Source organism: Streptomyces spiralis (assembly GCF_014654675.1).
Lineage (GTDB): Bacteria > Actinomycetota > Actinomycetes > Streptomycetales > Streptomycetaceae > Streptomyces > Streptomyces spiralis.
Genome location: NZ_BNBC01000011.1, coordinates 84,097 through 108,246, shown reverse-complemented (window position 1 = coordinate 108,246; position 24,150 = coordinate 84,097). Strand labels below are relative to the sequence as shown.

The window sequence follows — 24,150 nt, the reverse complement described above, 5'->3', positions numbered from 1 at the left end:
GTCACCTCCCGCCCCGTGCCAGCGCCGCGTCGAACGCCGCGCAGACCATGTGCACCGCGACCAGGTGGAGTTCCTGCACGGTGGCCGTGGAGGCCCCGGCCGCGCAGAGCGCCTCGTCGCTGCCCGCGCTGAGCGGGTTGGGCGCCGGTCCGGTCAGCGCCCAGACGCGCAGGCCGGCGGCCCGGCCCGCGTCGGCGGCGGACAGCAGGTTGGCGCTGGCGCCGCTGGTGGACAGCAGCATCAGGACGTCGCCGGGGCGGCCGTGGGCGCGCACCTGACGGGCGAACACCTGGTCCACGCCGTAGTCGTTGGCGATGGCGGTGGTGCTGGAGGTGTCGGCGTGCAGGGCGATCGCGGAGAACGGCGGCCGGTCGTCACGGTAGCGGCCCACGAGTTCGGCGGTGAGGTGCTGGGCCTGGGCGGCGCTGCCGCCGTTGCCCGCGGCCAGCAGCCGTCCCCCGCCGCCGAGGACGGCGGCGAGCCCCTCGCCCCAGCGCTGGGTGATGTGCGCGCAGCCGCGGAACCGTCCGAGCGCGGTGAGGAGTTCGTCGCAGTGCCCGGCGACGGCCGGTGTGTCGACGCTCATGACGTCACCTCCGGGGAGTCGGTGGCCATCACGCCACCTCCGAGTCCAGTGCGCCGTCGGCGGTGCCCCTGGCCCGCCGGTAGACCTGTTCCGCGCCGTCGGCGACACGCCGCCAGGTGAAGCGGGCGAGGACGCGCTCCCGGCCGGCCGTTCCGTAGCGGCGGCGCAGCCGGTCGCTGCCGAGCAGCTCGCGGGCCGCGGCGGCGACGGCGACGGGGTCGCCGGCCCTGACCAGCCGGCCGGTGCGTCCGTCGGCCACCGAGTCGCGGTGGCCGCCGACGTCCGTGGCGAGAACGGGCACCGCGCACGCCATCGCCTCCAGCGGCACGATCCCGAACGGCTCGTACACCGGTGTGCACAGCACCAGGTCGGCGCCGCGCATCAGCGCGGGCATGGCGGCCGGGTCGACGGCGCCGAGGAGCCGTACCCGGTCGGCGACGCCCTCGGCCACGGCCAGCTTCAGCAGCCGTTCGGCCTCGGGTTCGGTGTGCAGCAGCCCGGCCGGCGGGCCGCCGGCGACGAGGAGTTCGGTGTGCGGGATCCGGGTGAGAGCGCGGATCGCCTGGTCGTAGCCCTTGCGGGGGACCAGCCGGCCGCAGGAGAGCAGCCGGTGGCGCTGCGCGCGGGCGGGCGCGGGGGCCGTGGCCGGGTCGGCGCCGGGGTGGAAGCGGTCGGCGTCGACGCCGCAGGGCACGACGGACACCCGGCGCGGGGAGATGCCCATGTCGGCGAGTTCATGGACCTCGTCGGTGCAGGTCGCCAGGACGCGTTCGCAGGTCCGGCCGATCTGCCGTTCCACGCCGATGCGTTCGATCGGGCTGGTGTCGGCGCGGCCCTGGTGGCGGCGCTTGACGGTGCCGAGGGCGTGGAAGGTCTGCACGACGGGGATGCCGTGCGGGGCGGCGCCGAGCAGGGAGGCCATCCCGGACATCCAGAAGTGGGCGTGCACCACGTCGGGCCGCTCGCGGCGCCAGACGCGCGCCAGATACGCGCCGAAGGACGGCATGTGCTCGAACAGGGCGTCCTTGGGAAGGGCTTCGGGCGGTCCGGCCGGTACGTGTTCGACGACGGCGCCGCCGGGCAGCGGCACCCGGTCGGGCAGGCCGGGGGCGTCGCGCCGGGTGTAGACGGTGACGTCGTGTCCGCGGCGCGCCAGTTCCTCGGTGAGCCGGGCGACGTACACGTTCTGGCCGCCGGCGTCCACCCCGCCGAGCGCGGCGAGCGGGCTCGCGTGCTCGGACACCATGGCGATCCTCATCGGGTCACCTCCTTCAGCAGCCGCTCCCAGTCGTCCAGGAAGCGGGTCAGCCCGTAGCGGGCGAGCGCGGCGGTCCGCGCCCGTTCGCCGACCGCGCGGGCGTGCGCCGGGTCGGCGACGAAGTCCCGTACGGCGTCGGTCAGTACGTCGATGCGGTTGGAGACCACTCCGGCGTCCGGGGGCACCGCCTCGGTGACCTCGGTGGTGGCGAGGGCGGCCACGGGCATGCCGAGGTGCATCGCCTCCAGCAGGGACAGCCCGAGGGAGGTCCAGCGGACCGGGTGGAGGTACAGGCGGCGCCGGGCCATCGCCGTGTGGAGCTCGCGCTGGACCAGTTCGTGCGAGCGGCAGCGCCCGGGCGGCAGGCCGAGGTGGCCGGCGAGCCCGTCGGTGCCCATGCCGAAGACGTCCAGCGGGGCGGCCCGCGCGAAGGCGGGCAGCAGGTCGGTTCCGGTCGTACGGCCGCGCCGGACCGGCTCGTTGACGACGACCGCCGCGTGCGGCAGCTCCCCGGTCCACAGCGGGCCGGGGTCGACGATGCCGTGCTCGATGACGGCGGTCTCGGCGCCCGCGGCGTCCCACATCAGCCGGTTGAAGTGCGTGACGTGCACGAGCGGGATGTCGCCGGGCAGGCCGGCGACGGGGTGCCTGGTGTCGGGGACGTCTCCGTGGGGGGCGTTGTGCTCCAGGTACACCATGGGCGGGCGGCGCCCCAGCCACCGCCGTACGAGGTCGTACTCGTGCGGGCGTTGCAGGACGACGAGGTCGACGCCGGCCTCCCGCAGTCGCTCCGGCGGGAGTTCGATCACCGACCCGGGCCAGTCGAAGGTGCGGGCGCGGCCCAGGCCGTCGGGTCCGCGGCCGGGAGTGACGGGCACGAGGTAGGTGTGCGGGCCCTGGACGAACGCGGTGGTCCAGGAGCCGTGCACGTGCCAGATGAGGATCCTCACGTCGTCATCACCTTCTCCACGGCGGCGAGCACGTCGTGCGCGGTCACCGACTCCAGGCAGGGGTGCCCGGGCACCGGGCAGGTCCGGGCGCGGCTGCCGGCGCAGGGCGCGTCCTGGTTGCCGAGCAGCACGTACGGCACTCCGTAGGGGCGCCAGCGCTCGGCGGGCACGACCGGCGCGAACAGGGAGACGACGGGGGTGCCGACGGCGGCGGCCAGGTGTGCGGGCCCGGTGTTGCCGGTGACGACCGCGCCGGCTCCCGCCAGGACACCGGAGAGTTCGGCGGCTCCGGTGCGGCCGCCGAGGTCCAGCCCGCGCCCGCCGGCCACGTGCGAGGTCAGGCCCTTCTCCCCGCGGCCGCCGGTGACCACCACCCGGTGTCCGGCTGCGGCGAGTTCGCGCACGGCCTCCGCGCAGCGCTCCGGGCTCCAGGCGCGCGCGGGGACGCTGGCGCCCGGGTGCAGCACGACGTACGGCCCGGGGCCGGTCAGGCCGGTGGTGTCCGGCGGGGGCAGCACCCGCAGCCGTCCCTCGTCGGCGCGTGGGAAGCCCGCGGCCCCGGCGAGGTCGAGCGCTGCCTCGGCCTCGTGGGCGTGCGGGGCACGCCGGTGGCGTACGTCGAGCAGGGAGCCCGGGTAGTCCACGCTGTCGGCGGCGATGTGCGGTACGCCGGCCAGGCGCAGCAGCAGCGCGGTGGGCAGCGCGGACTGGTGGTGGGAGGTCAGCACCAGGGCGGTCTCGGCGTCGAGGGAGGCGAGGGAGTCGACCAGCTTGTCGGTCTCGGCGCGGTCGACGGGCGGCGGCTCGAAGGAGGCCCAGGGCGCGTCCCAGACGAGGATCTCGTCGACACCGGGCAGCAGCCGGGCGGCGGGTTCGCCGCGCGGCCCGCACAGGAGGGTGACCCGTTCGGCGCGGGCGGCCACGGCACGGACGGCCGGCCCGGCGAGCAGCACGTCACCGAAGCTGTCCAGTCGGGTGACCAGAGCCTTCATCACGGCCTCCGGGTCTTCATCGCGGCCTCCCGGCCGGCTCGTTCGGGCGCGGGCCGCCCGGAGCCGGTGGTGGTGTGGGCGGCCTCGAGGGGGCGTTCGCCGGCCAGGTCGCGGCCCCAGGGCGGGCCGTTGAGCACGGCGCGCGCGGCCGTCAGCAGGTCCGGGGCCACATGGTCGGCTGCGGCCGTCTCCTGCGGTCGGGTGACCGGGGTGGGGACGAGGATGCCGTGGGCGCCCGCGCGGCGGGCGGCCTCCATGTCGGCGCCGATGTCGCCGATCACCACGACGGCGTCGGGCGGGGTGCCCAGCCGCCGGGCCGCCCAGAGGATCAGACCCGGCTCCGGCTTGCGGCAGCGGCAGCCGTCGCCGGGGCCGTGCGGGCAGACGGCCCACGCGTCGAAGGGGCCGAGGAGTTCGTCGACACGCTCGTCGACACGGCGGACGTCCGTGGGGGTGATCAGCCCGCGGGCCACTCCGGACTGGTTGGTGACGACACCGGTTCCGATGCCGCCCGCGCGCAGCAGCCGCACGGCCTCGCGGGCGCCCTCGACCGGGCGCACCCGTTCGGGGTCGCCGTTGTAGGGCACGTCCTCGACGAGGGTGCCGTCCCGGTCGAACAGCACGGCCCTTACCGGGTTCACGGGCCTGACCGGCTTCACGGGCCTGGCCGGGTTCACGAGGCCACCTCCTGCCAGGCGGAGGCCGCCCGGTGGCGCCACATTCCGCTCAGCCAGTGCCAGCTGGCGGCGGGCGGGATGAGGACGCTGGTGACGGCCATGGTGGTCACCTCGTACCGGGTGCGCGGCCCGGGCACGATCCGCGCCCAGGCGAACTCCGCGGTGCCCGCCGCCCAGCCGAGCCCGGCGACGGCGGCGGCCCGCCGCCGCCCGGCCGCGGCCAGCGCGCAGGCGGCCACGCCCGCGGCGGTGACGGCGAGGTGGGAACGGATGCGTCCGCGCGGGGCGACCGCCTTGTGCCACCAGTCGGGGCCGTGCAGACGCAGCATCAGCGCGTCGTCGGCGTTGCCGCGTTGGGCGCGCAGGGACACCCAGCGGTCGGCCGGGCGGACGGGGTGGCGCGTGGTGCGGCGGCCCTGGCGGATGCGCCAGCCCGCCTCGAGGACGCGCAGGGCCAGATCGGCGTCCTCGCGGAAGGCGCGCCGGAAGCGTTCGTCGAAGCCGGCGACCTGCTTGAGCGCGTCGGTGCGGTAGGCCATGTCGGCGGTGATCCAGCGGGCCCGGGCGAGAGCGGCGGTGCCCCGTTCCCAGTCGGTGGGCCGGCGTTCCCCGGGCAGGGGGACGGCGATCACGCCCTGGACGGCCGCGGTGTCGGGGCTCGCCTCGGCCAGGTCCTGGACCAGCTGGTCGCACCAGTGCGGGCCCACCTGCACGTCGTCGTCGAGGAAGGCCACCCAGGGCGTGGTGACCGCGCGCAGCCCGGTGTTGCGGGCGGCCGCCGGTCCCCGGCCGCCGCTGGTGAGCACGGTGGTACGGGCGCGCAGGTCGCCGAGCACGGCCAACGGGTGCTCCAGGGCGCGTGGTTCGGGCTCGGGCCGGTCGTCGACCAGCACGATCTCGTCCGGCTGGGGGCCGTGCGCGGCGGCCAGCGCGGCCAGGCAGTCGGCCAGGGTGTCCCGCGCCAGGGTGGGGATCACCACGGCGTAGGCGGGTCCGGTGGTGCGGGGGCCGGCCGGCCCGTCGGGGCGGCTCACGCGTACGCCCTTCCCCTGCGCACCGCGTACGGGCCGATCGCCAGCAGGTCGACCGGCGCGGAGCCGAAGCACTCCAGCGCGTCGCGCGGGTCGTCGACCATGGGCCGGCCGGCGGTGTTGAGGCTGGTGTTGACGACGACGGGCAGCCCGGTGCGCCGCTCGAAGCCGCGCAGCATGCGGGCGACCAGTGGCTCCTGCCGCTCGTCGACCGTCTGGATGCGGGCCGTGCCGTCGACGTGCACCACGGCGGGAACATGGTCGCGCCAGTCGCGGTGGACGTCGTGCACGAAGAGCATGTACGGGCTCGGAAGCGTGCCCCGGAAGAGCTCGTGGGCGCGTTCGGCGAGCACCATGGGCGCGACGGGCCGGAACTCCTCGCGGCCCTTGACCCTGTTGAGCCGTTCGAGGTTCTCGGCGCGGCCCGGGTGGGCGAGCAGGGAGCGGTGGCCGAGGGCGCGCGGGCCGTACTCGCTGCGCCCCTGGAACCAGGCGACGATCCCGTCGCGGGCCAGCTCCTCGGCGACCGCCTCGGCGATGTCGCCGGGCCGCTCGTAGGGTACGGCGGCCCGCTCCAGCCATCCGCGCAGCTCTTCGTCGCTCCAGCTCCGTCCGAGGTCGGCGCCGGGCATGGGGGCGGGGACGTCGCCCTCGCTCGCGGCCAGGTACAGGGCGCCGCCGAGCGCGGTGCCGGCGTCCCCGGCGGCCGGCTGGACCCACACGTTCCGGTACGGGCCCTTCGCGGCGATCTTCGCGTTGGCCACGCAGTTGAGGGCGACCCCGCCTGCCATGGTGAGCGCGTCGCCGCCCGCCTCGCGGTGCAGCCAGTGGACGAGCTCGAGGAGCACCTCCTCCAGGACCGCCTGGCAGCTCGCGGCCAGGTCGGCGTGCTCCTGGGTCCAGGGCTGGTGCGGGGCGCGCGGCGGGGCGAGGGCGGACCAGTCGACGCCGTGGGCGCGGAAGCCGCCGTCGCCGGAGGCGTGCACGTGCGTGCGCAGCCGGGGCAGGAAGCGGGGCTTGCCGTAGGAGGCGAGCGCCATGACCTTGTACTCGTCGCTGCTGCGCAGGAAGCCGAGGTGGTCGGTGAGCTCCTCGTAGAGCAGGCCGAGGGAGTCGGGCAGGGCCTGTGCGGCGAGCGTGTCGAGCTTGTCGTCGTGGAAGCGGCCGGCGAGGTGGGAGGCGGCCTCGCCACGGCCGTCGAGGACGAGGACGGCGCTGTCGGGGTGCGGGGAGGCGGGCCCGGCGGAGGCGGCGTGCGCGATGTGGTGCGGTACGAAGACCACCTTGGCGGGGTCGAGTCCGGGCAGCGCCTCGGCGAGGAACTCGGGGGCGCGGCGCGCGTACTCCAGGCGCAGCGGGTCCCAGGGGTCGAACAGGCCCATGTCGGCGGCCGGGCGGGCCAGGGCGGGATCGAAGGAGTAGGTGACGGCGTCCAGTTCGCCGGGCCGGACGCCCGCGTGCTCCAGGCACCAGCGGGCGGAGAGTTCCGGCAGTTCCCACGCGGAGAACGGCACCGGGCGCTTGCCGTGCTTGCGTCGGCTGAAGCGCTCCTCCTCGGCGGCCGCGACCGTGCGGCCGTCGACGACGAGGGCGGCGGCCGGGTCGTGGAACAGGGCGTTGATACCAAGGATGCGCATGGGGGTGGGCTCCGTCCCGTTCGGCGATGGTTCAGCGAGTGGGGACCGCTCGGTGCGCCGGGCACTTCGGGCTTCTGGGTGCCGCGGCCCAGCTGTCTCAAACACGTGAAGTCAACTGATGCCAGGAAAAGCCGGATTTTCGCAATATGTGGCCTTTTGACCACTCGACGTGAAGGCCGCTGGCCAGGAGGCGGCAGTACGGTTCGGGACACCGGGGTCTACTGCCGCCGCGGCGGCCTCAGGCGGCGGCCGCGCGGGCGAACCAGCCGATGGTGCGCTCCAGCCCCGCGCTCCAGTCCACGCGCGGCTGCCACCCGAGCCTTTCCCGGGCCAGCCGGGTGTCGGGCCGGCGCCGGGCGGGGTCGTCGACGGGCCGGTCGACGAACCGGATGCGGGAGGCGGAACCGGTGAGCTCCACGATCCGGCGGGCCAGATCCAGCACGGTGATCTCCTCGCCGCCGCCGATGTTCACCGGGCCGGCCTCCGCGGACGCGGCCAGCGCGAGGATGCCGTCCACCGTGTCGTCGACGTAGCACAGCGACCGGGTCTGGCTGCCGTCCCCGGCGACGGTGAGGGGCGTACCGTCCAGGGCCTGCGCGATGAAGGTGGGTACGGCACGGCCGTCGCCGGTACGCATCCGGGGGCCGTAGGTGTTGAAGATGCGGACGATGGCGGCGTCGGTGCCGCGGGTCGCCCGGTGCGCGGTGACCAGGGCCTCGGCGAAGCGCTTGGACTCGTCGTAGACGCTGCGCGGGCCGACCGGGTTGACGTTGCCCCAGTAGCTCTCGCGCTGCGGGTGCTCCAGCGGGTCGCCGTAGACCTCGGAGGTGGAGGCGAGCAGGAAGCGGGCGCCGTCGGCGCGGGCGCGCTCCAGGGCGTTGCGGGTGCCGCTGCTGCCGGCGTCGAGGGTCTGCAGCGGCAGCCGCAGATAGTCGGCGGGCGAGGCCGGGCAGGCGAAGTGCAGGACCAGGTCGAAGCGCCCGGGCAGGCCGCGCAGGGCGTCGGGGTCGGTGGCGTCCGCGCGGACGAAGCGGAAGTCGCGCCGCCGCTCCAGTTCGGCGATGTTGGCGTGGGCGCCGGTGGACAGGTCGTCCAGGCACAGCACGCCGGTGCCGGCGTCGAGCAGCCGCGCGCACAGATGGGATCCCACGAAGCCGGCTCCACCGGTCACCAGCGCCCGGCGCCAGTTGCGTCCGCTCACGGGGCTCTCCTCCCACTCGCCTTCACTTGCGTGTCGGCTGAGTAACCCCGTGGCCGTACGGGCACACATCGACCCCCACGGGTCGACCGGACGGCAATCGATTACTTGTTCGACTCCATGGGGTGCCGCGTCTGCTCGGCGGTGAGGTCGCGCCGGTAGCCGATTCCGGGCAGCCCGACCACGGTCGTCTCCCCCACGGGGACGAACCCGTTGCGGGTGAGCACGGTCATGGAGGCCCGGTTGTCGAGGGTGGTGACCGCGGTGAGCGTGTGCAGCCCGTACGTCCCGGCGGCCAGCCGGCACACCTCCCGCACGGCGGCCGTCGCGACACCGCGGCCGGCGGCGTGCTCGCCGATCCGGTAGCCGAGTTCGGCGGACCCGTCGGTGACGTCGACGAGATTGACGCGGCCCAGCAGCGTGCCCTGTTCGTCCACGACGACGTGGAAGTGGCAGACACCGGCGTCCTGTTCGGCGAGCCGGTCGTGAAGGCGGGCGGCGAATTCCGCGAAGTACCCGTCGCCGCGGTCGGAGACGAAGCGGGAGAAATACCGCCGGTTCTCGCGTTCGAAGGCCAGCAGTGCATCCTCGTGGTCGGGCCGCAGCCGCTGAAGGGTCAGCATGGCCGCGAGCATACGGCCGGCCGAGTGACCCGTGAACGAACCTGCCGGTGCGGGGCCCCTGTTGCCTACGATCAACGCGTGGTCGACTTCTTCCTCGAACGTACGGCACCGCTCCCCCTCGACGAGGCCTGGCGGCGGCTCACACGATGGCACCGTCACGGCGACGGGGTCCCGCTGACCCGCGTCACGGTGGTCACACCCGGACCGACCCGTGAGGGCACACGGCTCGTGGCCCGTTCGGGGATCGGCCCGTTCGGTGTCGACGACCGCATGGAGGTGACGGTGTGGCAGCCGCCGGCCGGGGACGAGCCGGGCCGGTGCCGCCTGGAGAAACGGGGCCGCCTGATCCTGGGCTGGGCGGAGCTCGAGGTCCGTCCGGGGCCGGGCGGCCGTGCCCGGGTGCTGTGGCGGGAGGAGTTGCGGGTGCGCTTCCTGCCGTCCGTCTTCGATCCGCTCCTGGAGCGGACGGCCCGCACGGTGTTCGGGCGTGCGGTGAACAAGCTGCTGCGGCGGGCGTGACACCCGGGCGGCGCGGTGGGTCTCAGGCCACCGAGCCGATCCGGTCCGCCGGGGCCGCTGTCCGGTCGTGGTGGATCGGGGTGTGGGCGCCGGTGAGCGAGACGCCGCTGCCGCCTCGCCGGGCGGCGACGATCTCCGCGGCGATGGACACGGCCGTCTCCTCCGGAGTGCGCGCCCCGAGGTCCAGGCCGATCGGGGACCGGAGGCGGGCCAGCTCCAGCTCGGTGACGCCGACCTCGCGCAGGCGTTCGTTGCGGTCGAGGTGGGTGCGGCGGGAGCCCATCGCGCCGACGTACGCCACCGGCAGCCGCAGCGCCAGCTTCAGCAGGGGGACGTCGAACTTCGCGTCGTGGGTCAGGACGCAGAGGACCGTACGGCCGTCCACGTCCGTGCGCTCCAGGTACCTGTGCGGCCACTCGACGACGATCTCGTCGGCCTCCGGGAAGCGCGCCCTGGTGGCGAAGACGGGGCGGGCGTCGCACACCGTGACGTGGTAGCCGAGGAACTTCCCGGTGCGCACCAGCGCCGAGGCGAAGTCGATCGCACCGAAGACGATCATCCTGGGCGGCGGCACCGAGGACTCGACGAGCACGGTGAGCGGGGCGTCGCAGCGGGAGCCCTGCTCGCCGATCTCCAGGGTGCCGGTGCGGCCGGCGTCCAGGAAGGCGGACGCCTCCGCGGCCACGGTGCGGTCGAGCTCCGGATGGGCGCCGAAGCCGCCCTCACGGGATCCGTCCGGGCGGACCAGCACGGCCCGGCCCATGAGTTCGGACGGTCCGGACACGATCCGCGCGACCGCCGCCGCCTCCCCTCGGGCGGCGGCGGCCAGCGCGGCCGCGAGCACCGGCCGGGCCGGAGCGCCGGCCCGTACCGGTGTGACCAGGATGTCGATGACGCCGCCGCAGGTCAGGCCGACGGCGAAGGCGTCCTCGTCGCTGTAGCCGAAGCGCTCCAGGACCGACTCGCCGTCCTCGAGCGCCTGTTGGCACAGTTCGTAGACCGCCCCCTCCACACAGCCGCCGGAGACCGAACCGATGGCCGTTCCGTCGCTGTCGACGGCGAGGGCCGCGCCCGGTTGCCGGGGCGCGCTCCCGCCGACCGCGACCACGGTGGCCACGGCGAAGTCACGGCCCTGCTCGACCCACCGGTTCAGCTCCTCGGCGATGTCCAGCATCTGTCGGTCTCCTTAAGCAGCGGTGGTGTGAAGGGTGTTGCCGGGCGGGTCAGTGCACGCCCAGCCAGCCCTCGATGGGGTTCAGGGCGAAGTAGACGAGGAAGATCACCGACAGCCCCCACATGAAGGCACCGATCTCCCGGGCCTTGCCCTGAGCGATCTTGATGATCGTGTACGAGACCACGCCGGCGGCGACGCCGGGCGTGATGGAGTACGTGAACGGCATGATCACGACGGTCAGGAACACCGGGACGGCCGTGGCGCGGTCGCCCCAGTCGACGTGCCGGGCGTTCATCATCATCATCGCGCCGATGACGACGAGGGCCGCGGAGGCGACCTCCGACGGGACGATCGCGGTGATCGGGGTGAAGAACAGGCAGGCCGCGAAGAACAGACCCGTGACGACGGAGGAGAAGCCCGTGCGGGCGCCTTCCCCGACGCCCGTCGCGGACTCGACGAAGACGGACTGGCCGGAGCCGCCCGCGACACCGCCGATCACACCGCCGGCGCCGTCGATGAACAGCGCCTTGGACAGGCCCGGCATACGGCCCTTGTCGTCGGCGAGGTTCGCCTCGGTGCCGACGCCGATGATGGTGGCCATGGCGTCGAAGAACCCGGCGAGGACCAGGGTGAAGACGATCACCGTGATCGTCATGACGCCCACGTCGCCCCAGCCGCTGAACGACACATGGCCGAAGAGCGAGAAGTCGGGCATCGACACGGGGCTGCCGTGCAGTTCGGGGGCGCCGTTCACCCACTGCTTGGCGTCGATGACACCGGCGGCGTTCAGGACCGCCGCGACGGCGGTGCCGCCCACGATGCCGATGAGGATGGCGCCGGGGACGTTGCGGGCCTGGAGGGCGAAGATCAGCAGGAGCGTGCCCGCGAAGAGGAGGACCGGCCAGCCGGCCAGCTCACCGCCGGGGCCGAGGATGACGGGGCCGCCGCCGGGGGCCGGGTTGCGGCCGACGAAACCGGACTTGACCAGGCCGATGAAGGCGATGAACAGGCCGATGCCCATGGTGATGCCGTGCTTGAGCGGCAACGGGATCGCGTTCATGATCATCTCGCGCAGGCCGGTGACGACCAGCAGCATGATCACGACACCGTAGGCCACACACATGCCCATGGCCTGAGGCCACGTCATCTGGGGCGCGACCTGGGTGGAGACGACACCCGACACGGAGAGTCCGGCGGCCAGGGCGAGCGGCACCTTGCCGGCGAAGCCCATGAGCAGGGTGGTGAACGCCGCGCCGAGCGCGGTCGCGGTGATCAGGGCCTTCTGGCCCAGGGTGTCCCCCGCCACGTCCTTGCCGGACAGGATGACGGGGTTGAGCAGCAGGATGTACGCCATCGCCATGAAGGTGGTGACGCCACCGCGCACTTCACGCGCGACGGTGGATCCCCGCTGGGATATGTGGAAGTACCGGTCGAGCCAGGACCGTCCCGCCGGGACGCGGCTGCCCGCGCCCGCGTCTTCGGCGGTGGTCCTCGGCTCCACTGACTGCTGGGTCATGGGGCCATCTCCCAAGGTTCATAGGGGCACCCGCGTGGAAGCCTTCCGGGGCACGGGATTTGGGAATGGACGACCCGGGGGACGGCCCGAGACGAACTCACTGCTGGTACTTCAAGACCGCGAGCGGAGCGGAGCTCGAAGAGGTGGGGAGTGCTCCGGGCGGCGTGGCGGAATGTGACGTTCCGTGCGCCGCCCGGAGGGCTTTCAGGGTTCCTCGCTCACGCCTTGCCGGTGAGGTGCTCCGGCCGGACGGGTGTGCGCGGGAGTTCCAGCCCGGTCGCGTTCCGGATCGCCGCGAGGACGGCCGGCGTGGACGACAGGGTGGGGGCCTCGCCGATGCCGCGCAGCCCGTACGGGGCGTGCTCGTCGGCGAGTTCGAGCACGTCGACCGGGATGGTCGGCGTGTCGAGGATGGTGGGGAGCAGGTAGTCCGTGAAGGAGGGGTTGCGGACCTTCGCCGTCTGCGGGTCGACGATGATCTCCTCCATGACGGCGATACCCAGGCCCTGGGTGGTGCCGCCCTGGATCTGCCCGATGACGGAGAGCGGGTTCAGCGCCTTGCCGACGTCCTGGGCGCAGGCCAGTTCGACCACCTTCACCAGGCCGAGTTCGGTGTCGACCTCGACGACGGCGCGGTGCGCGGCGAAGGAGTACTGCACGTGGCCGTTGCCCTGGCCGGTGCGCAGGTCGAACGGCTCGGTCGGCCGGTGCCGCCACTCCTCCTCGACCTCCACGGCCTCGCCCTCCAGGACGTCCACCAGGTCGGCGAGGACCTCGCCGCCGTCGGTGACGACCTTGCCGCCCTCCAGGAGCAGTTCGGCGGTGGCCCAGGCGGGGTGGTACGTGCCGAACTTGCGGCGGCCGATCTCCAGCACCCGCTCGCGGACGAGCTCGCAGGCGTTCTTCACGGCGCCGCCGGTGACGTACGTCTGCCGGGAGGCGGAGGTCGAACCGGCCGAGCCCACCTGGGTGTCGGCGGGGTGGATGGTCACCTGCGCGACGCCCAGCTCGGTGCGGGCGATCTGCGCGTGGACGGTGACACCGCCCTGGCCGACCTCGGCCATGGCCGTGTGCACGGTGGCGACGGGCTCGCCGCCGACTACCTCCATGCGCACCTTGGCGGTGGAGTAGTCGTCGAAGCCCTCGGAGAAGCCGACGTTCTTGATGCCGACCGCGTAGCCGACACCCCGTACGACGCCCTCGCCGTGCGTGGTGTTGGACAGACCGCCCGGCAGCTGCCGTACGTCGGGGCCCTCGGAGCTCTCCCACTGGCGCTCCGGCGGCATGGGCATCGCCTTGACGCGGCGCAGGAGTTCGGCGACCGGGGCCGGGGAGTCCACCGGCTGCCCGGTCGGCATGATCGTGCCCTGGCTCATGGCGTTGAGCTGCCGGAACTCCACCCGGTCCATGCCGACGGCGTCGGCCAGCTTGTCCATCTGCGCCTCGTAGGCGAAGCACGCCTGGACCGCGCCGAAGCCGCGCATGGCGCCGCAGGGCGGGTTGTTGCTGTAGAGGGCGATCGCCTCGATCTCGACGTCGTCGACCTCGTAGGGGCCGATGGACAGCGAGGAGGCGTTGCCGACCACCGCCGGGGAGGCGGAGGCGTAGGCGCCGCCGTCCAGCACGATGCGGCACTTGACGTGGGTGAGCTTGCCGTCCTTGGTTGCACCGTGCTCGTAGTGCAGCCGGGCCGGGTGACGGTGGACGTGCCCGAAGAAGGACTCGAACCGGTTGTAGACGATCTTGACGGGCTTGCCGGTGCGCAGTGCCAGCAGACAGGCGTGGATCTGCATCGACAGGTCCTCGCGGCCGCCGAACGCGCCGCCGACGCCGGCCAGGGTCATCCGCACCTTGTCCTCGGGCAGGCCGAGGACGGGCGCGATCTGGCGCAGGTCGGAGTGGAGCCACTGGGTGGCGATGTAGAGGTGGACGCCGCCGTCCTCCTCGGGCACCGCGAGGCCCGACTCGGGGCCGAGGAAGGCCTGGTCCTGCATCCCGAAGTAGTAGTCGCCCGTGACGACGAAGTCGGCGCGCTCCGCGGCCTCGGCGGCGTTGCCGCGGATGATCGGCTGGCGGTGGACGATGTTGGGGTGCGGGACGTGACCGGCGTGGTGGTCGGTGCGGTTCTCGTGGACGAGGACCGCGCCGGGGGCGGTCGCGGAGGCCTCGTCGGTGATGACGGGCAGCTCCCGGTACTCCACCTTGATCTTGGCGGCGGCGCGGCGCGCGGTCTCCGGGTGGTCGGCCGCGACGAGCGCGACCGGCTCGCCGTGGTGGCGGACCTTGCCGTGGGCGAGGACCGGGGTGTCCTGGATCTCCAGGCCGTAGTGCTTGACCTCGGCCGGCAGGTCGTCGTACGTCATGACGGCGTAGACGCCGGCCGTGGCCAGCGCCTCGGAGGTGTCGATCGAGACGATCTCGGCGTGGGCGACGGTGGAGCGCAGGATCTGGCCCCACAGCATGTCCTCGTGCCACATGTCGGACGAGTACGCGAACTCGCCGGTGACCTTGAGGGTGCCGTCCGGGCGGAGCGTGGACTCGCCGATGCCGCCCTTGGTCTGCGAACCCTGTGTGATCTTCGTAGGTGCGCCGTTGGCCGGCATGTCAGACCCCCTCGGACTGCCGGGCGGCCGCCAGGCGGACCGCGTCCATGATCTTCTCGTAGCCCGTGCAGCGGCACAGGTTGCCCGACAGCGCCTCGCGGATGTCCGCGTCGGTCGGGTTCGGGTTGCGCTCCAGCATCTCGTCGGCGGCGACCAGCAGACCGGGGGTGCAGAAGCCGCACTGGACGGCGCCGGCGTCGATGAACGCCTGCTGGACGGGCGAGAGTTCGGTGCCCTCGCCGGTCTGCGAGTCGGTGCCCTGGGCCTGCCGGCGCCCGGCCTCGTCGAGCGAGGCGCTCTTCGTGCCGCAGGCGTCCGTGCCGCACGCCCGCTGCCTGGCGTACTCCGCCAGGCCCTCGACGGTGACGACCTCGCGGCCCTCGGCCTGGCCGGCCGCGACCAGGCAGGCGCAGACCGGCACGCCGTCCAGGCGGACGGTGCACGAGCCGCACTCGCCCTGCTCGCAGGCGTTCTTGGAGCCGGGCAGGCCGAGGCGCTCGCGCAGGACGTACAGCAGGGACTCGCCCTCCCAGACGTCGTCGGCCTCCTGCGGACGTCCGTTGACGGTGAAGTTGACGCGCATTACGCAGCTCCCTCCGAGGTGTTGCGGGTGCCGCGGTACGACTCCCAGGTCCAGGTGAGCGTCCGGCGGGCCATGACGCCGACCGCGTGGCGGCGGTAGCTCGCGGTGCCCCGGACGTCGTCGATCGGGTTGCAGGCGGCGGAGCACAGCTCGGCGAACTGCTTGGCGACCGACGGGGTGATGATCTTTCCGTTGTCCCAGAAGCCGCCCTCTTCCAGGGCCGCGTTCAGGAACTCCTCCGCGGCGCGGGCGCGGACGGGGGTGGGGGCGGCCGAGCCGATGCCGGTGCGCACCGTGCGGGTCCCGGGGTGCAGGGCGAGGCCGAAGGCGCACACCGCGATCACCATGGCGTTGCGGGTGCCGACCTTGGAGTACTGCTGCGGGCCATCGGCCTTCTTGATGTGCACGGCGCGGATCAGCTCGTCGGGCTGCAGCGCGTTGCGCTTCACACCGGTGTAGAAGTCGTCGATGGGGATCAGGCGGGAGCCGCGCGCCGCCGACTCGACCTCGACCTCGGCGCCCGCCGCCAGCAGGGCGGGGTGGGCGTCGCCGGCGGGAGAGGCCGTGCCGAGGTTGCCGCCGACGCCGCCGCGGTTGCGGATCTGCGGGGAGGCGACCGTGTGCGAGGCGAGCGCGAGGCCGGGCAGCTCGGCACGGAGATCTTCCATGATCCTGGTGTAGGGCACCGAGGCGCCCAGCCGCACGCTCTCCTCGCCGACCTCCCACTCGTAGAGGTCGCCGACGCGGTTCAGGTCGAGGAGGTACTCGGGCCGGCGGTGGTCGAAGTTGATCTCGACCATCACGTCGGTGCCACCCGCAATCGGCACAGCGGTGGGGTGCTCGGCCTTCGCGGCGAGCGCCTCCTCCCAGCTGGCGGGGCGAAGGAAGTCCATGACCGGCTCTCTTCTTCGTCTCGTGGGTCGTACAGATTGAGCCAATCCGTGTGCGGCGGGCCAGGCTCGTTCATGTGGTGTTCACGTGGAGTGGTGTCAGTACACCGCCGACTGCTCCACCGGAGTCAGTCACCGAAAACATGAAGGGTTTGGCTGGCCAGCGCGGACATCTTGTAGATTCGTATGAACGGAGGTCCTCGGCAACCTCTTGGTTTCCCCCTGGAAACAGAGGCCACGGTCCCACCCGCGGCGGAACTGCCGTGCGGCCGCACGCCGGGTCGGTGACCCGCCGTCCGGCCGCACGGGCCGGGCCCTCGCCCACAAGATTCATCGTAGTTTTCGAGACAAAGAACGGCGGCGACGAGAATGCGGCTGCGCGCACTACTGGACACCGATGCGCTGGGCCTGAAGCTGCTCGGCGGCGAGGAGGAGCTCGACCGCACCGTCCGGGGCGTGATGACCACCGATCTGCGCGACCCCAGCCGCTATCTCTCCGGCGGCGAGCTGGTGCTGACCGGCCTGGCCTGGCGCCGCGGCCCGGCCGACTCGGAGTCGTTCGTACGGATCCTGGTGCAGGCCGGGGTCGCCGCGCTGGCCGCCGGCGAGGCCGAGCTGGGCGATGTGCCCGACGACCTGGTGCTGGCCTGTGCCCGGCACCGGCTGCCGCTGTTCGCGGTCAACGAGTCGGTCGCGTTCGCGACGATCACCGAGCACGTCGTACGGCAGGTCTCCGGCGAGCGGGCCGGAGACCTCGCGGCCGTGGTGGACCGGCACCGCCGGATGATGACCTCCGGGCCCGCCGGCGGCGGCCCGGACGTCGTCCTGGACCTGCTGGGCTCGGACCTGGACCTGCGGGCCTGGCTGCTCTCCCCCGCCGGCCGGCTGATCGCCGGTCCCAAGGTGGCCGGCCCGGCCCTGCCCGCGGGCGTGTGCGCCAAGCTCGCCGCCGAGCACCTGGCGGCCGGCCGTACCGGCCGGCGCGGCCCGCACCGCGTCGCGCTCGGCGGGACGACGTACTCCCTGTTCCCCATCCGCAGCAGCGGCCGCTCCCCGCAGGCCGCGCGGGACGTGCGCGAGACGGTGCTGTCGGAGTGGCTGCTGGCGGTGGAGGCGGACGCGGGCGACTGGCCGGAGGAGCGGCTCGACCTGCTGCACGGCGTCACCCAGCTGATCGCGGTCGAACGGGACCGCAGGGACGCGGCCCGCACGGTGCGCCGCCGGCTGGCCCAGGAGGTCCTGGAGCTGGTCCAGACGGGCGCGCCGCCCGCCGAGATCGCCGCCCGTCTCCGGGTCGCGGCGCCCGTGCTGCTGCCCGGCCTCGGCGCGGCCCCGCACTGGCAAGTGGTGGTGGCCCGCGTCGAGTGGGACGACGCACCGGCCGGACCGGGCGTGCCCGGCGCACCGGGCGGCCCCGCCGGGGTCCCGGCCGAGGGGCCCGGCGGGCGACGCACGGGCGGCACGGTCGACGGCGGCCCGGTGGCCCAGTCGCTGCTGGAGGAGATCCTGGTGGACCCGCTCAGCACCGGACCCGAGCCCTCCGACCGCATAGCGGTCGCCCACACCGGCGGCGAGGCCATCGCCCTGGTGCCGCTCCCCGCCGTCTCCAGCGAGCACGACGGCTCGGAGTCCGGGATCCTCGCGGACGCGCTCCTGGAGGCCGTACGGGACCCGCTGTCGGCCGGTCTCGACGACGACGGCCGGCTCACCCTCGGCGTCAGCGCGGCCGTGCACTCCGCGGAGGGGCTGCGCGGGGCGTTGGAGGAGGCCCGGCACGCCCGGCGGGTCGCGGCGGCCCGCCCGGGACGCGTCTGCGCGGCCGGCCACCAGGAACTGGCCTCCCACGTCCTGCTGCTGCCCTTCGTCCCGGACGACGTGCGCCGCGCCTTCACCGCCCGCCTCCTGGACCCGCTGAAGGACTACGACCGCCGGCACCGCGCCGAACTGATCCCGACCCTGGAGGCGTTCCTCGACTGCGACGGCTCCTGGACCCGCTGCGCGACCCGTCTCCACCTGCACGTCAACACACTGCGTTACCGGGTCGGGCGGATCGAGCAGTTGACGGGACGTGACCTTTCACGCCTGGAGGACAAGCTCGACTTCTTCCTCGCACTGCGCATGAGCTGAGGTCAGGGCGGTCGACGGCGGCCGGTGCCGCCGCCGTCGACGCACCAGGACTTTGTGAAATCCTTCACCCACCCTCTTGGCCGGGCCGCGGGATTCGTGCTGAGATGCCGCCACCACTCAAGGCTCGAAGGCGTGCTCGGGGAGGGCAACGTGGCGCATACCGCCATGTCTGGTAACGGAACGACCCCAGGTGACGATCCACTCCAGACCGCGGTATGGCGGCTGCGCTCACGCGCATGCTGGGCCGACGCGGCTGCACTGCTGCCGTCGGCCACCGCCGCCGCCGCGCTGCAGCGCACCGTGCTGCTGGTGGAACGCTGCCTGTACACCGAGTCCGGCTGGCAGGAGGCCGAGGACGCGCTGCGCACCGCGGAGGCGCTCGCGCACTCCGACGAGGAGCGGGGCGCGGCCGCTTGTGAACGCGGGTACTTGGCCTACTCGGCCACGCTGCACGGCGTACGGGACCGGGCCGACGAGGCGCGGGCCGCGCTCGGCCGGGCGGCGGCGCTGATCCCGCCGGGGGCCCCGGGGCGGGCGCTGCTGGACTTCCGGCGCGGGCTGATCGCCGAGAACCTGACGCGCTCCCCGCAGGCCGCGCGCGCCGCCTACCGCCGCGCCCACGCGGCCGCCACCGCCCACGCCGACCCGCTGCTGCTCTCCTTCACCTGGCGCCATCTGGCCGGACTCGCTCTGCGCGACGGGGAGTTGGCCGAGGCACGGCACGGTTTCGCCGAGTCCCTGCGCATCCGCGAGGAGCTCGGCTACCTCGTCGGCACGGCCCCGGCGCTGGTGTCCCTGGCCGACACCGAGCCCGAACCGGAGGCCTCCCGCCTCCGTGAGGAGGCCCGGCGCCTGTTCCGGCTCCTGGGCGGCGTACCGACCTGGCTGGCCCGCCAGTTGGCTCCTCCGGCGGCGGGGGCGGCGACCGCCTGAGAGGGGCCGGGCGGGGGCAGGCGATCCCCGGCGAGCGGTCCGGGGCGAGCGGCTCGGGGCGAGCGGCTCGGGGCGAGCGGTCCGGCTCAGAGGAATCTGAGAGGTTGCTGTGCCAGGCTGGCGCGCCCGAACGCACGGCCGGATCCCCCGGCCCGTGCGAGCCCCCCACGCCTCACGGAGGAGCGCCCCGATGAGCCTGCTCAACGGCCTGCCCGCGCACGTCCTGCTGGTCCACGTCGTCGTGGTCCTCGTGCCCCTGACCGCGCTGGTCCTCGTGATCTGCGCGCTGTGGCCGCAGGGCGCCCGGCGGCTGGGCCCGGCGCTGCCGGTGCTCGCCCTGGTCACGCTGGCGAGCGTGCCGCTGACGACCGGCGCGGGCGAATGGCTGGAGCGGCACGTGGCCGACGACCCGCTGGTGCGGCGCCACGCCGAGCTGGGCGACGGGATGCTCCCGTGGGCGCTGGGCCTGTTCGTGCTGGCGGCCGGCGTCTGGCTGATCTCCCGGCGCACGCCCGCGGCGCAGGCCGGGGCGCGCTCCGGCGCGGTGCTGCGGGTGGCCGCGGCCGTGCTCTCCGTGGTGGTGGCCGCGGGCGCGGTCGTGGAGGTGTACCGGATCGGCGACTCGGGCGCGAAGGCCGCCTGGCACGACGCCTACTCGAAGACCGCCACGAGGCCGGGCGACGGGGACTGACCGACGGCTGCCGCCCGCACCGGTACCACCACCGCCGCGGCCTTCAGCACGCGGCCGCGAAGTGTTCGCGCACGAGCAGCTGCACGGCGTCGGTCTCCCGCGCGATCAGCGCGTCGAGCAGGGCCGTGTGCTGGGCGGCGTCGGCCACCAGCCCGGCCCGCGTGGGACGACCGGAGCCGCCGACCAGGGGCCACTGGGCCCGGCGGTGCAGATCCTCGGCTGTCTGCACGAGCTGTTCGTTGCCGGCCAGGGAGAGCATCGCGCGGTGGAAGGCGCGGTCGGTCTCGGCGTAGGTGGCCCGGCACCCCGAGGACGCGGCCCGCACGGTGGCCTCGGCGAGCGGCCGCAGCTCGGCCCAGCGTTCGACGGGCACGGTGCAGGCCAGCCGCAGCAGCACCGGGACCTCGATGAGGGCCCGCACCTCGGCCAGTTCGGCGAGTTCGCGGGCGTCGCGCTCGACGACCCGGAAGCCGCGGTTGGGCACGACCTCGACGGCGCCCTCCAGCGCCAGTTGCTGCATCGCCTCGCGCACCGGGGTCGCGGAGACCCCGAACCGCTCGCCGAGCGCGGGCGCCGAGTAGACCTCGCCGGGCCGCAGCTCCCCGCCGACCAGCGCGGTGCGCAGGGCGTCGACGATCTGCCCGCGCACGGAGGAGCGCCGCACGACGGGGCGGGGCGGCGGAACGGGCCGCTCGCAGTGCGTGTGCTCCCCACGGGCGCCGTCCGCCACCGGGGTGTCCCGTTCCCGCCGTACGTCCGCCGCCGGGGTGTCCCGCTCCCGCCGTACGTCCGCCGCCTGCGGCTGGCGGGGCACCCGTACCGCGCCGCCGGCCGGCGGGAACCGCGGTATGCCGCCCCCGGTGGTCCCGGCGGAGTCCTGCGCGCCCTGCTTCACGGTCCTCCTCCGGGCTTGTGGGTGCTTGGGGTCATTACGACGGGTTGCTACTCGCCCGTCAAGCACCTTAGGCGCAACTGACGGCGGGTTCACATTCCGATCAAGTGAAGTAAGGTAAGCCTTGCCTTCAGTCGCCCCTTCAGTCGAGTGCGGATCGGTGGTCCGGCATGCCCGTCTCCCCGTCGGTCACGGCGGACGCCTACGCCCGCCTCACCGAGGCCCACCCTGGCCTGGCGGTGACGGTGCTGGGCCCCGGCGAACAGGCACCGCGGGGCGGCGGCTGGGTCACGGCGGCCCGTCTCGCGCGGGGCGGGCCCGGCCTGGACGCGTTCCTGGCCTGGGACGACGCCCAGGTGCTGCGGGACTACGGGGTGCGCGCCCGCCCGGACGTGGTGGCGAGCTTCGGACTGCACCGGTACGCCTGGCCCGCCTGTCTGCTGTTCACCGTGCCGTGGTTCCTGCACCGCCGGGTGCCCCGCCTCCCTGTGACCCACGTCTCCTACGACCGCACCGCCGGCCGCATGGCCGTACAGCCCGTCGCCTTCGGCTGTCTGCCGGACGACCCGGCGGCGGGGCGGCCCGGCGCCCGTGTGGTGCCCGACGAGGAGGCGCTGCGGGCCGAGGTGCGGGCGGCCGTCGCCGAGCACCTGGAGCCGGTCCTCGCCGCCTTCGGACCACGCATGCGGCGGCGCGGCCGGGCGCTGTGGGGCATGGCGACCGACGAGATCGTCGAGGGCCTGTGGTACGTCGCCCGTCTGCTCGGCGAGGAGCGGCGGGCGATGCGCGAGCTGGAGCTGCTGCTTCCGGGTGCGACCCGGCCGTACGCCGGCTCGGCGGCGTTCCGCGAACCGACCGGCCCGGACGGCGAGGTGCTGCCCACCCGGGACCGGGCCAGCTGCTGCATGTTCTACACGGTGCGCCCCGAGGACACTTGCGCCACCTGCCCCCGCACCTGCGACGCGGACCGGGTCGCCAAACCGGCTGCCACGACTGCCGCTTGACGCTTCCTGAGCAACCGTCAGCGGCCGGGCGGGCCACCGCCCCCGTGCCGACGCGTCCGCCCGGGTCCCGTAAGATCATCCGCCAGTGGGACACCCGTACGGGTGCAGGGGATTCACAACTTCCCCACCCGTCGCGGGAACTTTCCGCGGAACCACCCGTACGGGTAGTCTTATTCGAACTCAACTCCCGCCCCTCAAGCGGCAGTTCGAGCAGAACGCCGTCCCCGGGCATCCCCTTGCACCTTCCTGGCGGCCTCTTGCCCCGAAACCCCCTGAGGCCCCGCGGGATTGGGCCACTATGGCGGGCGTTACGCCCTATCCCCATGCAAGGGACCCCAGATGAGACTGACCGACATATCGCTGAACTGGCTGCTTCCGGGCGCCGTGCTGCTCCTGGGTGTGCTGGCGGCGGTGGCGGTGCTCGCGCGCGGCAAGCGGTCCGACGGGAGCGCGAGTGCCGACGACTCGTGGGAGCGCAGCGAGGAGCGCCGCAGGCGCAAGGAGGCCGTCTACGGCACGGCCTCCTACATTCTGCTGTTCTGCTGTGCGGCGGTCGCCGCCGCGCTCTCCTTCCACGGCCTGGTCGGCTTCGGCGAGCAGAACCTCGGCCTGACCGACGGCTGGCAGTACCTGGTGCCGTTCGGCCTGGACGGCGCGGCCATGTTCTGCTCCGTGCTCGCGGTGCGCGAGGCCAGCCACGGTGACGCGGCCCTCGGCTCCCGGATACTGGTGTGGATGTTCGCCGCCGCCGCGGCCTGGTTCAACTGGGTGCACGCGCCCAGGGGTGTCGCCCACGCGGGCGCGCCGCAGTTCTTCGCCGGTATGTCCCTGTCGGCGGCCGTCCTCTTCGACCGCGCGCTGAAGCAGACCCGCCGGGCCGCCCTGCGCGAGCAGGGCCTGGTGCCGCGTCCGCTGCCGCAGATCCGTATCGTCCGCTGGCTGCGGGCGCCCCGGGAGACCTACCGCGCCTGGTCGCTGATGCTCCTGGAGGGCGTGCGCAGCCTGGACGAGGCGGTCGAGGAGGTGCGCGAGGACCGGCGCCAGAAGGAGGAGAGGCGGCGGCTGCGGCGCGAGCACGAGCGCGTCGAGCGTGCCCAGCTCAAGGCGATCAGCCGGGGCCACCGCGGCTTCGTCGGCCGGGGCGGCCGGCAGGGCGAGACGCAGGCCCTGGAGCCCGGTCCCTCCCAGGTCGGCGCGGAGCCTGCCATAGCGGCGGAGCCGCTGCCGGTGCGCGCCCGTCCCTCCCTGCAGCCCGTCCGCAAGGCCTCGGACCCCATCACCGTGGACCTCACGGCGGAGGACGACACGATGGCCCTGCCGCGTCTGGACTCGCTGGAGCGCAAGCTGAAGGACCTGGAGCAGCAGTTCGGCTAGGACCGCGGCTGTGACGCCGTCGTGTGCGCGAGGGGCACGGCCGTACGGGCCGTGCCCCTCGGCCGTGCCGGGGGTCGCCTCGTCACGCCGCCTGGGCCCCGAGTTCGAACCACACCGACTTGCCCTTCTTGTGCGGCAGGACGCCCCAGGCGTCCGCGAGGGACTGCACCAGGACCAGGCCCCTGCCGTGGGTGTCCTCGCCCGCGACCGGTACGCGCGGCCGCGGTGTGCGGGCCACGAAGTCCCGTACCTCCACGCGCAGTCCGTGCGACGAGACCGTCGCCGTCAGGATCGCGTCGTCGTCGGTGTGGACGAGCGCGTTGGTGACCAGTTCGCTGGTGAGCAGCTCCGCCACCTCCGAGGTGTCCGGTCGCCCCCAGTGGCGCAGCAGCTCGCGCAGCGCCCGGCGCGCCTCGGGCACCGCCCGCAGGTCGGCCCGGCCCAGGCGCCGTCTCAGCTGGGGCGCCGGTTTGCGCTCGGCCACGCCGCCGGCCTCCCCCTCCACCGTCTCTCCCGAGGAGGCCCCGACCGTCATGGGACCACCCCCTCGTGCCTGACTCTTCATCTCCCCCGCCCGCGTGCCGATGTCGGTTCCCCTCCAGCTCGAACACGTTCACGGGAATCCATGCCCCGTAGGACACGCGGCAGTCATGTCGAATCGTCAACGACCATATGTTCGGCCATGACCGCGGGAACTTGGCCGGAGGACGGCGCCCGCTTCCGGGACGGCCGCCTCCGGGACAGCGGCCTCGGTAACAGCCGCCTCGGTAACAGCCGCCTCGGCGACGGCCGCCCCTGCACACCAGAACCTAGGGGGCGTCTCGTCGATCAGGCCGGGCTCGCGGTGGCCGGCACCGCACCTCGCGGCGTTGTCGTCGGTCGCCGATGCTCC

22 protein-coding genes are annotated in these 24,150 nt (G+C 74.0%); 6 read left to right on the top strand and 16 right to left on the bottom strand.

Features of this window, described 5'->3' with window-relative positions; translation table 11 throughout:
- Window position 1: 1 nt before the first annotated feature.
- The 9 genes from IE318_RS14150 to IE318_RS14110 all read right to left on the bottom strand — a co-directional run bounded on the left by IE318_RS14150 (window position 2) and on the right by IE318_RS14110 (window position 8,952).
- Window positions 2-586, bottom strand: coding sequence for a D-sedoheptulose-7-phosphate isomerase (locus IE318_RS14150; protein WP_030180962.1), 585 nt, complete (start codon window positions 584-586; stop codon window positions 2-4).
- A 28-nt stretch (window positions 587-614) separates the two neighbouring features.
- Window positions 615-1,844: a glycosyltransferase gene (locus IE318_RS14145; protein WP_189900277.1), complete on the bottom strand. Its 1,230-nt coding sequence runs from the start codon at window positions 1,842-1,844 to the stop codon at window positions 615-617.
- A complete protein-coding gene (locus tag IE318_RS14140; protein WP_189900275.1) occupies window positions 1,841-2,794 on the bottom strand; it encodes a glycosyltransferase in 954 nt (317 codons plus the stop codon). Before IE318_RS14140 ends, IE318_RS14145 begins: the two co-directional genes overlap by 4 nt.
- On the bottom strand, window positions 2,791-3,786 hold the full coding sequence (locus tag IE318_RS14135) for a glycosyltransferase family 9 protein (protein ID WP_189900273.1): 996 nt from the start codon (window positions 3,784-3,786) through the stop codon (window positions 2,791-2,793). Before IE318_RS14135 ends, IE318_RS14140 begins: the two co-directional genes overlap by 4 nt.
- Window positions 3,786-4,463, bottom strand: coding sequence for a D-glycero-alpha-D-manno-heptose-1,7-bisphosphate 7-phosphatase (locus IE318_RS14130; RefSeq protein WP_373311164.1), 678 nt, complete (start codon window positions 4,461-4,463; stop codon window positions 3,786-3,788). The genes IE318_RS14135 and IE318_RS14130 overlap by 1 nt, the downstream gene beginning before the upstream one ends.
- Complete coding sequence (locus IE318_RS14125) at window positions 4,460-5,497, bottom strand: glycosyltransferase family 2 protein (protein ID WP_189900271.1); 1,038 nt, start codon at window positions 5,495-5,497, stop codon at window positions 4,460-4,462. Before IE318_RS14125 ends, IE318_RS14130 begins: the two co-directional genes overlap by 4 nt.
- On the bottom strand, window positions 5,494-7,131 hold the full coding sequence (locus tag IE318_RS14120; RefSeq protein ID WP_189900269.1) for a carbamoyltransferase family protein: 1,638 nt from the start codon (window positions 7,129-7,131) through the stop codon (window positions 5,494-5,496). Before IE318_RS14120 ends, IE318_RS14125 begins: the two co-directional genes overlap by 4 nt.
- Window positions 7,132-7,369: 238 nt before the next feature.
- Window positions 7,370-8,332 (bottom strand): NAD-dependent epimerase/dehydratase family protein, encoded by a 963-nt coding sequence (locus IE318_RS14115; RefSeq protein WP_189900267.1) that lies wholly within the window; start codon window positions 8,330-8,332, stop codon window positions 7,370-7,372.
- Window positions 8,333-8,433: 101 nt separating this feature from the next.
- Window positions 8,434-8,952, bottom strand: a complete 519-nt coding sequence (locus tag IE318_RS14110; RefSeq protein ID WP_189900265.1) for a GNAT family N-acetyltransferase — start codon at window positions 8,950-8,952, stop codon at window positions 8,434-8,436.
- A 78-nt stretch (window positions 8,953-9,030) separates the two neighbouring features.
- On the opposite strand from IE318_RS14110, the gene IE318_RS14105 reads away from it, so the two are divergent.
- Complete coding sequence (locus tag IE318_RS14105; RefSeq protein WP_189900262.1) at window positions 9,031-9,471, top strand: SRPBCC family protein; 441 nt, start codon at window positions 9,031-9,033, stop codon at window positions 9,469-9,471.
- 22 nt (window positions 9,472-9,493) lie between these two features.
- Here IE318_RS14105 and IE318_RS14100 read toward each other — a convergent pair whose 3' ends face one another.
- The 5 genes from IE318_RS14100 to IE318_RS14080 form a co-directional block, all read right to left on the bottom strand.
- Complete coding sequence (locus IE318_RS14100; protein ID WP_189900260.1) at window positions 9,494-10,645, bottom strand: XdhC family protein; 1,152 nt, start codon at window positions 10,643-10,645, stop codon at window positions 9,494-9,496.
- A 49-nt stretch (window positions 10,646-10,694) separates the two neighbouring features.
- Window positions 10,695-12,161: an NCS2 family permease gene (locus tag IE318_RS14095; RefSeq protein WP_189900258.1), complete on the bottom strand. Its 1,467-nt coding sequence runs from the start codon at window positions 12,159-12,161 to the stop codon at window positions 10,695-10,697.
- A 218-nt stretch (window positions 12,162-12,379) separates the two neighbouring features.
- Window positions 12,380-14,764, bottom strand: a complete 2,385-nt coding sequence (locus IE318_RS14090; RefSeq protein ID WP_189900256.1) for a xanthine dehydrogenase family protein molybdopterin-binding subunit — start codon at window positions 14,762-14,764, stop codon at window positions 12,380-12,382.
- Window position 14,765: 1 nt separating this feature from the next.
- On the bottom strand, window positions 14,766-15,347 hold the full coding sequence (locus tag IE318_RS14085; RefSeq protein WP_189900254.1) for a (2Fe-2S)-binding protein: 582 nt from the start codon (window positions 15,345-15,347) through the stop codon (window positions 14,766-14,768).
- Window positions 15,347-16,240: an FAD binding domain-containing protein gene (locus tag IE318_RS14080; protein ID WP_030181003.1), complete on the bottom strand. Its 894-nt coding sequence runs from the start codon at window positions 16,238-16,240 to the stop codon at window positions 15,347-15,349. Before IE318_RS14080 ends, IE318_RS14085 begins: the two co-directional genes overlap by 1 nt.
- Before the next feature lie 366 nt (window positions 16,241-16,606).
- Here IE318_RS14080 and IE318_RS14075 point away from each other — a divergent pair, with 366 nt between their 5' ends.
- The 3 genes from IE318_RS14075 (at window position 16,607) to IE318_RS14065 (ending at window position 19,988) form a co-directional block, all read left to right on the top strand.
- On the top strand, window positions 16,607-18,364 hold the full coding sequence (locus IE318_RS14075; RefSeq protein ID WP_189900252.1) for a PucR family transcriptional regulator: 1,758 nt from the start codon (window positions 16,607-16,609) through the stop codon (window positions 18,362-18,364).
- A 165-nt stretch (window positions 18,365-18,529) separates the two neighbouring features.
- Window positions 18,530-19,297 carry a hypothetical protein gene (locus tag IE318_RS14070; protein WP_030181009.1) on the top strand — a complete coding sequence of 256 codons (768 nt, stop codon included), beginning with the start codon at window positions 18,530-18,532 and terminating at the stop codon, window positions 19,295-19,297.
- A gap of 190 nt (window positions 19,298-19,487) precedes the next feature.
- A complete protein-coding gene (locus IE318_RS14065; RefSeq protein WP_189900250.1) occupies window positions 19,488-19,988 on the top strand; it encodes a DUF2231 domain-containing protein in 501 nt (166 codons plus the stop codon).
- Window positions 19,989-20,031: 43 nt separating this feature from the next.
- On the opposite strand, the gene IE318_RS14060 is transcribed toward IE318_RS14065, so the two are convergent.
- A complete protein-coding gene (locus IE318_RS14060) occupies window positions 20,032-20,883 on the bottom strand; it encodes a GntR family transcriptional regulator (protein ID WP_189900248.1) in 852 nt (283 codons plus the stop codon).
- A gap of 167 nt (window positions 20,884-21,050) precedes the next feature.
- Between IE318_RS14060 and IE318_RS14055 the strand changes: the two genes are divergently transcribed.
- Together IE318_RS14055 and IE318_RS14050 are read left to right on the top strand one after the other, a co-directional pair.
- Entirely contained in the window at window positions 21,051-21,884 is an 834-nt protein-coding gene (locus IE318_RS14055; protein ID WP_189900246.1) for a (2Fe-2S)-binding protein, read from the top strand.
- 339 nt (window positions 21,885-22,223) lie between these two features.
- Complete coding sequence (locus IE318_RS14050) at window positions 22,224-23,258, top strand: DUF2637 domain-containing protein (RefSeq protein WP_030181023.1); 1,035 nt, start codon at window positions 22,224-22,226, stop codon at window positions 23,256-23,258.
- Between the two features lie 82 nt (window positions 23,259-23,340).
- Here IE318_RS14050 and IE318_RS14045 read toward each other — a convergent pair whose 3' ends face one another.
- The gene (locus tag IE318_RS14045; protein WP_189900244.1) at window positions 23,341-23,793 is read right to left on the bottom strand and encodes an ATP-binding protein; all 453 of its coding nucleotides are present in this window, start codon (window positions 23,791-23,793) and stop codon (window positions 23,341-23,343) included.
- Window positions 23,794-24,150: the final 357 nt, after the last annotated feature.

What these genes read in the sequence shown, in the direction of transcription:
- IE318_RS14095 (WP_189900258.1), bottom strand. Translation starts at nt 12,161, where the DNA reads ATGACCCAGCAGTCAGTGGAGCCGAGGACCACCGCCGAAGACGCGGGC.
- IE318_RS14080 (WP_030181003.1), bottom strand. Translation starts at nt 16,240, where the DNA reads ATGGACTTCCTTCGCCCCGCCAGCTGGGAGGAGGCGCTCGCCGCGAAG.
- IE318_RS14065 (WP_189900250.1), top strand. Translation starts at nt 19,488, where the DNA reads ATGAGCCTGCTCAACGGCCTGCCCGCGCACGTCCTGCTGGTCCACGTC.
- IE318_RS14120 (WP_189900269.1), bottom strand. Translation starts at nt 7,131, where the DNA reads ATGCGCATCCTTGGTATCAACGCCCTGTTCCACGACCCGGCCGCCGCC.
- IE318_RS14075 (WP_189900252.1), top strand. Translation starts at nt 16,607, where the DNA reads ATGCGGCTGCGCGCACTACTGGACACCGATGCGCTGGGCCTGAAGCTG.
- IE318_RS14100 (WP_189900260.1), bottom strand. Translation starts at nt 10,645, where the DNA reads ATGCTGGACATCGCCGAGGAGCTGAACCGGTGGGTCGAGCAGGGCCGT.
- IE318_RS14110 (WP_189900265.1), bottom strand. Translation starts at nt 8,952, where the DNA reads ATGCTGACCCTTCAGCGGCTGCGGCCCGACCACGAGGATGCACTGCTG.
- IE318_RS14150 (WP_030180962.1), bottom strand. Translation starts at nt 586, where the DNA reads ATGAGCGTCGACACACCGGCCGTCGCCGGGCACTGCGACGAACTCCTC.
- IE318_RS14145 (WP_189900277.1), bottom strand. Translation starts at nt 1,844, where the DNA reads ATGAGGATCGCCATGGTGTCCGAGCACGCGAGCCCGCTCGCCGCGCTC.
- IE318_RS14055 (WP_189900246.1), top strand. Translation starts at nt 21,051, where the DNA reads ATGCCCGTCTCCCCGTCGGTCACGGCGGACGCCTACGCCCGCCTCACC.
- IE318_RS14045 (WP_189900244.1), bottom strand. Translation starts at nt 23,793, where the DNA reads ATGACGGTCGGGGCCTCCTCGGGAGAGACGGTGGAGGGGGAGGCCGGC.
- IE318_RS14090 (WP_189900256.1), bottom strand. Translation starts at nt 14,764, where the DNA reads ATGCCGGCCAACGGCGCACCTACGAAGATCACACAGGGTTCGCAGACC.
- IE318_RS14085 (WP_189900254.1), bottom strand. Translation starts at nt 15,347, where the DNA reads ATGCGCGTCAACTTCACCGTCAACGGACGTCCGCAGGAGGCCGACGAC.
- IE318_RS14135 (WP_189900273.1), bottom strand. Translation starts at nt 3,786, where the DNA reads ATGAAGGCTCTGGTCACCCGACTGGACAGCTTCGGTGACGTGCTGCTC.
- IE318_RS14050 (WP_030181023.1), top strand. Translation starts at nt 22,224, where the DNA reads ATGAGACTGACCGACATATCGCTGAACTGGCTGCTTCCGGGCGCCGTG.
- IE318_RS14070 (WP_030181009.1), top strand. Translation starts at nt 18,530, where the DNA reads ATGTCTGGTAACGGAACGACCCCAGGTGACGATCCACTCCAGACCGCG.